Below are 11,254 nucleotides of genomic sequence, written 5' to 3' on the forward strand. Positions count from 1 at the left end.
TGTCCCAGGACCGCCCCGTCTCCAGCAGGCTATGCCTTTGTGAACGCGTGCACAAAGATGGTGTCCGTTTTGTCCGCCCAAAGTGACCGGGGTCACGCATACCGGCCGCCCGATCCCGGAACCACGGACCGCACGGACTCGTTGAAGGCCCGAAGGGGGCATAACCGCACACACTCCTCACGACCACGCCCCCGAGACCGCCCAAAACGCCCATGATGGTAGCCGCCTTCCGGTCAGCCGCCCAGCGCCTTGCGCAGCCTCCCGGCGTCCACCCGCCAGAAGGTGTGCTGCTCGCCGTCGACCAGGACGACCGGGATCTGCTCCCAGTACGCCCGGTTCAGCTCCTCGTCCCGCGTGATGTCCTTCTCCTCCCAGGGCACCCCGAGCTCCCCGCACACCTCAGCGACCACTTCTCTCGCGTCGTCACAGAGGTGGCAGCCGGGCTTGCCCACCAGCGTGACCAACCGCTCGCCGGGCTTCCTCTTCGTGTGCGCGCGTCGCAGCAAGGGGCTCATACCGCCATTCTCGCCCCGCCCGGCCGCGCTCCCCGTCCCCCGCGCTGCACCGGCGCCCCGCAGAGTTCACTCCACCGCATCCCGCCAGGTCGGGAAGTACCGAACAGACTGGCTATGCTCACGACATGGCCGCACTGGGATGGCTCACCCCCCGTAGGCGCTCCGCGACAGCACGGAGCGTGCTGGCGGGAGAGGCAGCAGCCGAGGCAGCACGCAAGACGTCGCAGGAGCTCGAGGAACTCGAAGGTCTCGGCGCGACGCCGCCGGGCACGCCCGAAGAACCGGCGTTCCCCGTCGTCGGAGACGACCGGGCCGCCGCCTTCTTCGATCTCGACAACACCGTGATGCAGGGCGCCGCGATCTTCCACTTCGGCCGCGGCCTGTACAAGCGGAAGTTCTTCCAGCGCCAGGAGCTGGCCCGCTTCGCCTGGCAGCAGGCATGGTTCCGGCTCGCCGGCGTCGAGGACCCCGAGCACATGCAGGACGCCCGCGAGAGCGCGCTGTCCATCGTCAAGGGCCACCGCGTCTCCGAACTGATGACCATCGGCGAGGAGATCTACGACGAGTACATGGCCGAGCGCATCTGGCCCGGCACCCGCGCCCTCGCCCAGGCCCACCTCGACGCGGGCCAGAAGGTCTGGCTGGTCACCGCCGCGCCCATCGAGACGGCCACGATCATCGCCCGCCGCCTCGGCCTGACCGGCGCGCTGGGCACGGTCGCCGAGTCCGTCGACGGCGTTTATACGGGCAGGCTCGTCGGCGAGCCCCTGCACGGCCCCGCGAAGGCCGAGGCGGTCCGCGCCCTGGCCGCCGCCGAGGGCCTCGACCTGGCCCGCTGCGCGGCGTACAGCGACTCCCACAACGACATCCCGATGCTCTCGCTCGTCGGTCACCCGTACGCGATCAACCCCGACGCGAAGCTGCGCAAGTACGCCCGCGAACGCGAGTGGCGGCTGCGCGACTACCGCACCGGCCGCAAGGCCGCCAAGGTCGGCATCCCGGCGGCCGCCGGGGTCGGCGCCCTCGCCGGCGGCACCGCGGCCGCGATGGCCCTGCACCGCCGCCGCCGCTGACGGCCCGCCGCGACGCGCGAGCCCCGGCAGACAATCCGGGGCTCCTACCCTCCCGTTGCTCCCGCCAGTCCCGCCACCGCGACTCGGGCACAACGCATCCAGCAACCACGCAGATTACGAAGTGATCCGATCAGCAAATGATCACGATCTGCCACTCGAACCATCGCGTAGACGCAACAGAAGCGACGGAATCGATGATTTTAGCAACTAGGTGTAGCGCTGCCTGTACGAAGCGTTATTCTCCTCAGACGCATACCGGACCTCACCCGTCAGCACGACGGGTGAACGGTCCCGCACTGAACGTGTTGGAAGCTCTGCCTCTGGGAGTCCCGTGTACCCACACGTCGGGGTTGACGCCTCGGGCCTGGCTACGCTGCGCGCAACGGTCGTGGACCGTTTGCGCGGCTTCGTCCCCACCGCGTACGCCGTCCCCGCCCTCGCCACCCCTGCACTTGTCGGCCCCTGCTACGCCCTGGCCGACGGCGGTGCGGCGGTCGCCAGACGCAGCCGCGGCGCCGGCTCGGGCACCGGCACGTCCACCACCCGTCGGCCCAGCGCCGACAGCGACAGCGCACGCATGATGGACCTCGTCGAACGCGCTCAGGCCGGCGAGGCCGATGCGTTCGGCCGCCTCTACGACCAGTACAGCGACACGGTCTACCGGTACATCTACTACCGCGTCGGCGGAAAGGCGACCGCGGAAGACCTGACCAGCGAGACGTTCCTGCGCGCCCTGCGCCGCATCTCCACCTTCACCTGGCAGGGCCGCGACTTCGGCGCCTGGCTGGTCACCATCGCCCGCAACCTGGTCGCCGACCACTTCAAATCGAGCCGTTTCCGCCTCGAAGTGACCACCGGCGAAATGCTCGACGCCAACGAGGTCGAGCGCAGCCCGGAGGACTCCGTCCTCGAATCCCTCTCCAACGCGGCCCTCCTCGAAGCGGTCCGCAAACTCAACCCGCAGCAGCAGGAGTGCGTGACCCTGCGCTTCCTCCAGGGGCTCTCGGTCGCCGAGACGGCCCGCGTGATGGGCAAGAACGAGGGCGCGATCAAGACCCTCCAGTACCGGGCCGTACGTACACTGGCCCGGCTCCTGCCCGAAGACGCCCGCTGACACCCGCACCCACCCGCACACGCCCGAAGACGCAGCCGATCGGCCGACCACGACTCACAGTTGGTGACGCTTCCATGACGTTGTGGTCCGATCATCCTTCGCGCGTAACCCAAGTGCCGCGACGCTCGTTGTGCGGGATGCAGGCTCCCTGCGGTCACGCCATGCCCGCAGCCACTCACTCGATCGTGTGGATGTACTCATGGCGTGCAACCTTCCGGACCCCCAGGGGAGTCGATCGTCATGACGAGAGGAGGTGCCGCCAGTGATCGCGAACGTATCGGCGCACCGGCGGGCGAACGCCTTCGCCCAGGCGCTGGAGGCACAGACGCCCCAGGGCACGGCGGCAGATCAGCCCGAAGAAACAGCTGAAGGACCGGAGACCACACGGCTTCTGGCCCTGGCGAAGGGTTTCGGCGAGCTGCCGTCACCGGAGCTGGACCCCGAGGTCAAAGTCGTCCAGCGGGCCCAGCTCATCGCCGCCATGGAGGCCATGGTCGCCGAAGGCGGCGCGCCGGCGGGCCCTACGGTGCCCGAGCAGCGGACCGGACGGGGCGCCCACCGGGCGTCCCCGCTCCGGAAGCTGCGCCCGCGCTCCCGATGGTCGAAGGGCATCGCTGCGGGTGGGCTCACCGTCGGTGTGGCCGCAGGAGCCTTCAGCGGAGTGGCCGCTGCGAGTTCCGACGCCCTGCCGGGTGATTCGCTGTACGGGCTGAAGCGCGGCATGGAAGACGTCAAACTCACCATGGCCGACGACGACGCCGCCCGTGGTGAGCTCTACCTCAACCAGGCATCGACCCGCTTCCAGGAGGCCCGTCGCCTCATGGAGCGCGGCCGGACCGCCGAGCTCGACCACGAGCAGCTGGGCGAGGTCAGACGCACGCTGAGCGGGATGACACACGACGTGGGCGAGGGCCACCGCCTCCTCACCCGTGCCTACGAGCGCGACGGTTCCATCGGCGCGATCCAGACCCTGTCGTCCTTCACCAAGTCGCACCGCGAAGCCTGGAGCAGCCTGCGGGAGCGGCTTCCGGCGCAGCTGACCGATGTGGGGGACCAGGTCAGCTCGGTCTTCGAAGCCATGGACGAAGAGGTCGCCCCCCTCCAGTCGCTCCTGCCGCCCACGCCGAAGCCGACCCGCGACCCGGAACGCCCCGGCTCCACCCAGGACCGTACGGGCACACCGGACACGGACCGCCCCGCCCCTTCCACCACCACGTCCTCCGGCGGCCGCACGGGCGGCGACACCAAGCCCAACCCGCCCTCGTCCCCCGGCAAGTCCAAGGACGAGGGCCTGCTCGGCGGCAAGCCGGGCGACATCCTGGATCCTCCGCCGGCCGACCTGACGCCCCCGTCGCCACCGTCCTCCAAGGACAGCGACCGGCGGCCGCCGGTCCCGGACGTCACCGTCCCTCCGCTGCTCCCCGGAATCCTCCCGGGCCTGGGCATCGACGAGGAAAAAGCACAGGAGTAAAGGCAGCGAAGGCAGCAGGACAGCCACGCCGTGGGCCCGCTCTCCCCGGAGACCGGGCCCACACCCCTGTCCGTCCCACCCGCACTCAGAAGAACACTGACCGCCGCTGCACCAGCAGCTTGTACAGGGTGTGCTGAATCTGCTCCCGCACCTGGTCCGTCAGGTTGAACATCAGCATCGGGTCCTCCGCCGCCTCCGCCGGATACCCCTCCGTAGGAATCGGCTCCCCGAACTGGATCGTCCACTTCGTCGGCAACGGCACCGCCCCCAGCGGCCCCAGCCAAGGGAACGTGGGCGTGATCGGGAAGTACGGAATCCCGAGCACCCGCGCCAGCGTCCGCGCGTTGCCGATCATCGGGTAGATCTCCTCCGCCCCCACGATCGAGCACGGCACGATCGGCGCGCCCGCCCGCAGCGCCGTGGAGACGAACCCGCCCCGCCCGAACCGCTGCAGCTTGTACCGCTCGCCGAACGGCTTCCCGATCCCCTTGAAGCCCTCCGGCATCACACCGACGGCCTCGCCCCGCCGCAGCAGCTCCTCCGCGTCCTCCGCGCAGGCCAGCGTGTGCCCGGCTTTACGGGCCAGCTCGTTCACGACCGGCAGCATGAACACCAGGTCCGCCGCGAGCAGCCGCAGGTTCCGCCCGGCCGGATGGTTGTCGTGCACCGCGGCCTGGAGCATCAGCCCGTCCAGCGGCAGCGTCCCCGAGTGGTTGGCGACGATGAGCACCCCGCCCTCCGACGGGATGTTCTCGATGCCCTTGACCTCCACCCGGAAGTACTTCTCGTACAGGGGCCTGATCATCGACATCAGGACCTTGTCGGTGAGCTCCTCGTCGTAACCGAACTCGTCGACCTCGTAGTCACCGGTGAGCCGCCGCCGCAGGAACGCCAGCCCGCCCGCGATCCGCCGGTCCCAGCCGCCCCCGCCCCCGGGGTCCGCCTTCGGCTCCTCCGGCGTCACCGCGGTCTCCGCGGTCTCCGCGTCCACCGCATCGCCCGGACCCGCCGGCTGCTCCGGTACGGGCGCGAGCGGCCCGCCCTTGCGCCCCGGCGGCCGCTTCCCCCTGGCCCCCTTGGAGGCGGCGGCCGCGGAAGCGGAAGAAACCGCGTCCTTGGACTTGGGCCTGGGTCGCCTCGTCCTCGGTTCATCACCGAAGGGGATGACCTTGGCATCGGCCATGTCAGATGCGCTCCTTGCTGACGAGAGTGGAGAGCCGGTCGACGGTACGGGCAAGAGCCTCGGGCGGCAGCAGACCTGCGCCCCGGCTGTCCGCGAAGTCCGAAAAAGCCTCCGCGGTCGTGTACGTGGGGTCAAACCCCAGTGTCTCGCGCATCTGGGCGGTCCTGACGACCCGCCCGTGCGTCAGCAGCCGGATCTGCTCGGGCGAGAAGTCGGTCACCCCGACGGTCCGCAGCGCGGATCCGACCCAGGTGACGGCGGGCAGCAGCACCGGAACGGTCGGCCGTCCCAGCCGCCGCGAGCACTGCGAGAGCGTCAGCACGCCGTCGCCGGCGACATTGAAGGTCCCGCTGTTCATCGTTCCGCGCCGCGGGTCGTGCGAGGCGATGCGCAGAACGTCGATGACATCGTCTTCGTGCACGAACTGCAGCCGCGGGTCGTACCCGAACACCGTGGGCAGCACCGGCAGCGAGAAGTAGTCGGCCAGCGGGGAATCCGCACAGGGCCCGAGGATGTTGGCGAAACGGAGCACGCACACGGCCACGTCGGGCCGACGGCGCGCGAAGCCCCGTACGTACCCCTCGACCTCGACCGCGTCCTTCGCGAAGCCGCCGCTGGGCAGTGACTTCGGCGGTGTGGTCTCGGTGAAGACGGCGGGGTCGCGCGGCGCCGACCCGTACACGCTCGTACTCGACTTCACGACGAGCCGTTGCACGGTCGGCGACTTCTGGCACGCGCCGAGCAACTGCATGGTGCCGATGACGTTGGTCTCCTTCACCGACGTACGGCTGCCGCCGGTGCCCAGCGGCGTACCGGTGACGGCCATGTGCACGACGGTGTCGACCCGGTGCTCGGCGAGCACGCGCGCGATGGCGGGCCGGCGGATGTCCGCCCGCACGAAGTCGGCGTCTCCCAGGTGGTGGTCGGGAGGGACCGCGTCGACGCCGATCACCCGGTCCACCTCGGGATCACGCTGGATGCGCCGTACGAAACGGCCACCCAGCTGCCGGGCCACACCTGTGACGAGCACGACCTTGCCCAAGATCAGCGCCTTCCCTCGGACTTCCCTGGCGCAACCGTAGCGGTTGGATGTTGCTCTGTGAGGACCTCACGGCACCCGAAATGACGACGGACACGCGCGCCCGGGCCAGCCGGCCCGGAACGCACCGCAGCCCTCCCACCATGACGGTGGGAGGGCTGCGGTCCACGTACAGCTGCCGCTTACTTCTTGTTGCGACGCTGAACGCGGGTGCGCTTGAGCAGCTTGCGGTGCTTCTTCTTGGCCATCCGCTTGCGCCGCTTCTTGATAACAGAGCCCACGACTACCCTCGCTCACTTCTCTTCACTCGGTGCGGGGCGTCTGGGCCCACACGACCTACGAGGGCCTAGCCTACCCGCCACCGGGAGAGGGACGTAATCCGAGGTCCTCGTCAGGCTGATTCCACCCCCACAAAGGACTCTCGGAGGTACTCGTGAACTGCTTGCTCCGGAACCCGGAAGGACCTGCCCACCCGGATCGCCGGCAGATGACCGCTGTGCACCAATCGGTACACGGTCATCTTGGACACTCGCATCACCGAGGCGACTTCCGCCACGGTCAGAAACTTGACCTCGTTGAGAGGCCTCTCACTGCCAGCAGCCATGACCCACCACCTGTACCTTCCGCACCCGACGCGCACCGGCTTCCCCTCCGGTGACTCTTCGTCGTTGTGCGCTCACTCCCAGACTAGGGGCGGGTGATACGAGTGGGGAAGAGGAGCAGCCACCGGCCACCTACTGTGACAGACACGCTCGATTGAGTACATAGCGAGTAAGCGGCCGGTAGTAATCAGACCGCACAGCGTCATCAAGCGGAACGGCGACGGACACCTGCCCCTCGGCCTCTCCGACGAACAGCGCGGGATCGTCCGTATCCGCGAGCCCGATGGCCTCGATACCGAGCTGACCTGCACCGCAGACCCATCCGTGGTCCCCCACGACCAGCCCGGGCAGAGGCCCGCCGGCCTCCCCCGCAGCAGCGAGCGCGACCCGGATCGGGAGGGGGGAATGGCTGTGTGCGCCGGTCTCACTCGCGGGGCCGCGCGCGCCGGGTTCACGCATCAGCGCGACTCCCCGTACGTAGTCGAGGTTGTACGTACGTACGCCGAACCGGGTCGTTATGTCGACACATCGCCCCTGCGCCGGTGTGAGGACGAGGCACCCCGCCGCCGACAAAGCGTCTGCGAGGACGGCGTAGAACTCGAGCAACCGGTGCGGATGACCGGTCCCGAACAGCACCGGCACCCGCCGTGCGGCGGCTTCCCCCAGCCTGCGGGCGAAGGCATCCAGCCCGGCCAGAGTCCGCTCGGGGTCAATCACATCAGTCCCGGTGACACATCCCGGATCATCAGAGACACCGCACTTGTCGGCCATCAGAGCCATCACATCGAGCTCGTCCCACGCCCACAAGGGATCGAGCCCGAGCAGCACCCGCGGATCCCGCGCGGCGAACAACCGATAGCTGCGCAGGCTCTTCTCCCGCGAGGTGGCCACGGGCCCGGCCAGCCGGGCCGCCAACAGATGCGCACGCAGCGCGCCGGTACTCAACACCCTCCCGATGCTCCCGCACCCTCACCCCCTTTTCCCCGAAACCCCGAACACACCCCACACTCGGCGTAACCCGCCCCACCGCACCCGCACCCGCACCCCACACCCCTCAGCCCGCACCGCCCTACGCCAGCAGCCCCCGCAAAGGAAACGCCGCTCGCCGAGCCGCCAGCACCGCCTGGTCCAGCCGGTCCGCCGGGTCGTACCCCGCGTCCCACCCCTTCCAGGCCGGCGTGAGCCCATCCGTCATCCGCCCCGGCCCCAACTGCCGTGTACGTGCGTACACTTCCTCCCGCCAAGACGCCGGGATCACCGACTCCGGATCGATCGGCCGGTGCGCCGCGATCCCCACCAGGTGCGTCCAGGAGCGCGGCACGACGTCCACCACCGCATATCCCCCGCCCCCCAGCGCCACCCACGCCCCACCCTCCACGTACTCATGAGCCAGGTCGTGGCAGGCCGCCTGCACCGCCCGCTGCGCGTCCAGCGAGACAGCCAGATGCGCCAGTGGATCGTCGAAGTGCGTGTCCGCCCCGTGCTGCGTCACCAGCACCTGAGGCCGGAAGTCCGCCAACAGCTCCGGCACGACCGCGTGGAACGCCCGCAGCCACCCCGCGTCCCCCGTCCCCGCCGGCAGCGCCACATTCACCGCAGAGCCCTCCCCCGCCCCGCTCCCGCCCGTCTCCTCCGGCCACCCCGTCCCCGGAAACAGCGTCCTCGGGTGCTCGTGGAGCGAGACCGTCAGCACCCGCGGGTCGTCCCAGAACGCCGCCTGTACCCCGTCCCCGTGGTGCACGTCCACATCCACGTACGCGACCCGCTCCGCCCCCAGTTCCAGCAGACGCGCGATCGCGAGCGCCGCGTCGTTGTAGATGCAGAACCCCGCCGCACCCCCCGGCATCGCATGGTGCAGCCCGCCCGCGAAGTTCACCGCGTGCGCGGCCTCCCCCCGCCAGACCGCCTCCGCCGCTCCCACCGACTGCCCGGCGATCAGCGCGGAAGCCTCGTGCATCCCGGCGAAAGCCGGATCGTCGACGGTTCCCAGCCCGTACGCCTGGTCCGCCCCCCGCGGATCCGCCGAGGCCGCCCGCACCGCCGCCACATAGTCCTCACGGTGCACGAGCCGCAGCGTCGAGTCCCCCGCGACCGGCGCGGCGACCACCTCCACCATCCGGTCGAGCCCGTACGCCCGTACCAGCCCCATCGTCAGGTCGAGCCTGACCGGGTCCATCGGATGGCTCGCCCCGAAGTCGTAGCCAGTTACCGCGTCATCCCACATCAACAGTGCGCGCCCGCTCATGCCCGCCACCGTATCGGTCGGTCCCGGACGCGAACGACCGGGCGTACACCAGCGTCACCAGCACCAACCCCATGGGCACGAGCATCGCCCCCCGGTAGCTCCACGCCTCCCCGAGCGCCCCCACCAACGGCGCCCCGACCAGGAACCCCACGTAGTTGAAGACATTGAGCCGGGCGACAGCCGCATCACTCGCCGCCCCGGGGAACAACCGTCCCGCCGCCGCGAACGCCTGCGGCACGATCACGCACAGCCCGAACCCGAGCATCGTGAACCCGAGCATCCCCGCGCCCACCCCCGGCGCCCCCGCCACCACGGCGAACCCGCCCGCGGCGAGCAGCGTCCCTCCCCGCACCACGGCAACGGCCCCGAAGCGCCGCACACCAAGGTCCCCGACGGCCCGCCCGACCCAGGTCGTGACCATATACACGTTGTACGGAAGGGTCGCCGCCTGCTCCGACGAACCGAGCACGTCCTGCAGGTACTTGGCGCTCCAGTTCGAGACCGTCGAGTCCCCGATGTAAGCAAACGTCATCACCAGACACAGCGGCAGCAACAACTTGAAGCCACCCGGCCCACCCCTCGAAGCGGCTTCCCCCTCCCCCGCCACACCGTCGGCATACCACCGGCTGCCGCCCAACGCCGCAGGCAACAGCACCACCACCACAGGCAGATACGAGACGACCAGTGACAGCCCTCCATGCGCTCCCACCCACGCCAGCGACGCCCCCACGATCCCGCCAAGGCTGTACGCCGCGTGGAAACCGAGCATGATGCTGCGCCCGTACGCCCGCTGAAGACTCACCCCCAGCATGTTCATCGACGCGTCCAACGCCCCGACCGCCAGCCCGAACGCCCCCAGCGCAAGGCCCACTTGCCACATCTCGCTGCCGGCCCCGACCACGAGAAGCGCCAGCAGCACCACCGGCTGCGACCACCGCAGCACGACGCTCGGCCTGACCCGCTTCACCAGCTGCTCAGCACCGACGCTCCCCACACCCGCCAGGATCGGCACGGCGGCCAGGAAGACGGGCAGCAGCCCGTCGGATATCCCGTACCGGTTCTGGATGGCCGGCAACCGCGTCACGAGAAGCGCGAAAGCCACGCCCTGCGCGAAGAAGCTCAATCCCAGGGAAGCCCTGCCGTGCCGCAGGCGCGCGTCAGTCATGGCCGCACAGCGTAGGCCCGCCACCTACCCATGGGTAGCTATCACGCGAGCAATCCCGGCAACTCCCCCAGCTCGGAGAAGTACCCGGTGGCCCCGGGCAGCCTGTCCGCCGGATTCATGGCCGTGAAGCCGTACACATCCATCCCGGCGGCCCTGGCCGCCTCCACCCCGAGCGGGCTGTCCTCCACCACGACACACCGCTCCGCCGGTACGCCCATCCGTTCCGCGGCGTAAAGGAAGAGGTCCGGCGCCGGCTTGCCCCGCCCGACGTCCTGCGAGCTGAAGATCCAGCTCTCCTCGAACCACTCGTCCAACCCGGCCACCAGATGCCCGACCCGGATCCGCTCATGACTCCCGGAGGACGCGAGACAGTACGACGTCCCGTCCGCCACCAGCTGCCCCAGCAGCTCCTCCGCCCCGCCGACCGGCTTCAGCTCCTGCTCGAAGGCGGCGAAGATCCGGGCGTGCAGCGTCTTGTCGAAGTCCTCGGGCAGTCGCTGCCCGGACCGTTCCAGTACAACATCGTGGATCCGGTGCACGGCCCCACCCATATAGTCCCGTAGCGACTCCTCGTACGAGGTGGGATGTCCCAGCTCGCTCAGATAGCCGGCGAGGACGGTGTTGGAGATGGGCTCGCTGTCCACGAGCACGCCGTCATTGTCGAAGATGATGAGGTCGTAGCGCATGACTTGACCTTAAACGCAAAAAAGCCCCGGTCCCTGGACATAAGTCCAGGGACCGGGGCATAAAATTTGTTCGGCGGTGTCCTACTCTCCCACAGGGTCCCCCCTGCAGTACCATCGGCGCTGAAAGGCTTAGCTTCCGGGTTCGGAATGTAACCGGGCGT

At 69.5% G+C, this 11,254-nt stretch carries 12 protein-coding genes and 1 rRNA gene; 3 read left to right on the top strand and 10 right to left on the bottom strand.

Annotated features, from left to right (window positions below; translation table 11 throughout):
• Positions 1-233 precede the first annotated feature (233 nt).
• Complete coding sequence (locus ACWDZ4_RS27405) at positions 234-515, bottom strand: glutaredoxin family protein (protein WP_451511056.1); 282 nt, start codon at positions 513-515, stop codon at positions 234-236.
• 125 nt (positions 516-640) lie between these two features.
• On the opposite strand from ACWDZ4_RS27405, the gene ACWDZ4_RS27410 reads away from it, so the two are divergent.
• The 3 genes from ACWDZ4_RS27410 to ACWDZ4_RS27420 all read left to right on the top strand — a co-directional run bounded on the left by ACWDZ4_RS27410 (position 641) and on the right by ACWDZ4_RS27420 (position 4,173).
• On the top strand, positions 641-1,588 hold the full coding sequence (locus ACWDZ4_RS27410) for an HAD family hydrolase (protein WP_451511057.1): 948 nt from the start codon (positions 641-643) through the stop codon (positions 1,586-1,588).
• A 331-nt stretch (positions 1,589-1,919) separates the two neighbouring features.
• Positions 1,920-2,702, top strand: a complete 783-nt coding sequence (locus ACWDZ4_RS27415) for an ECF subfamily RNA polymerase sigma factor, BldN family (protein ID WP_451511058.1) — start codon at positions 1,920-1,922, stop codon at positions 2,700-2,702.
• Between the two features lie 262 nt (positions 2,703-2,964).
• Positions 2,965-4,173 (top strand): DUF5667 domain-containing protein, encoded by a 1,209-nt coding sequence (locus tag ACWDZ4_RS27420; RefSeq protein ID WP_451511059.1) that lies wholly within the window; start codon positions 2,965-2,967, stop codon positions 4,171-4,173.
• Positions 4,174-4,258: 85 nt separating this feature from the next.
• Here the strand turns inward: ACWDZ4_RS27420 and ACWDZ4_RS27425 are convergent, their stop codons facing one another.
• The 9 genes from ACWDZ4_RS27425 to rrf form a co-directional block, all read right to left on the bottom strand.
• The gene (locus ACWDZ4_RS27425) at positions 4,259-5,356 is read right to left on the bottom strand and encodes a lysophospholipid acyltransferase family protein (protein WP_451511060.1); all 1,098 of its coding nucleotides are present in this window, start codon (positions 5,354-5,356) and stop codon (positions 4,259-4,261) included.
• 1 nt (position 5,357) lies between these two features.
• The gene (locus ACWDZ4_RS27430; protein WP_451511061.1) at positions 5,358-6,398 is read right to left on the bottom strand and encodes an NAD-dependent epimerase/dehydratase family protein; all 1,041 of its coding nucleotides are present in this window, start codon (positions 6,396-6,398) and stop codon (positions 5,358-5,360) included.
• Between the two features lie 179 nt (positions 6,399-6,577).
• Entirely contained in the window at positions 6,578-6,676 is a 99-nt protein-coding gene (locus tag ACWDZ4_RS27435; RefSeq protein WP_003948845.1) for a 30S ribosomal protein bS22, read from the bottom strand.
• 110 nt (positions 6,677-6,786) lie between these two features.
• Positions 6,787-6,999, bottom strand: a complete 213-nt coding sequence (locus ACWDZ4_RS27440; RefSeq protein ID WP_014046653.1) for a helix-turn-helix domain-containing protein — start codon at positions 6,997-6,999, stop codon at positions 6,787-6,789.
• Positions 7,000-7,129: 130 nt separating this feature from the next.
• A complete protein-coding gene (locus ACWDZ4_RS27445) occupies positions 7,130-7,945 on the bottom strand; it encodes a phosphatase (RefSeq protein ID WP_451511062.1) in 816 nt (271 codons plus the stop codon).
• Between the two features lie 121 nt (positions 7,946-8,066).
• Positions 8,067-9,242, bottom strand: coding sequence for an acetoin utilization protein AcuC (locus ACWDZ4_RS27450; protein ID WP_451511063.1), 1,176 nt, complete (start codon positions 9,240-9,242; stop codon positions 8,067-8,069).
• Positions 9,211-10,407 (bottom strand): MFS transporter, encoded by a 1,197-nt coding sequence (locus ACWDZ4_RS27455; protein ID WP_451511064.1) that lies wholly within the window; start codon positions 10,405-10,407, stop codon positions 9,211-9,213. Before ACWDZ4_RS27455 ends, ACWDZ4_RS27450 begins: the two co-directional genes overlap by 32 nt.
• Before the next feature lie 41 nt (positions 10,408-10,448).
• On the bottom strand, positions 10,449-11,093 hold the full coding sequence (locus ACWDZ4_RS27460) for an HAD family hydrolase (protein WP_451511065.1): 645 nt from the start codon (positions 11,091-11,093) through the stop codon (positions 10,449-10,451).
• 68 nt (positions 11,094-11,161) lie between these two features.
• Positions 11,162-11,254, bottom strand: a 5S ribosomal RNA gene (rrf, locus tag ACWDZ4_RS27465); the annotation flags it as partial.

Source organism: Streptomyces sp. NPDC003016 (assembly GCF_053591455.1).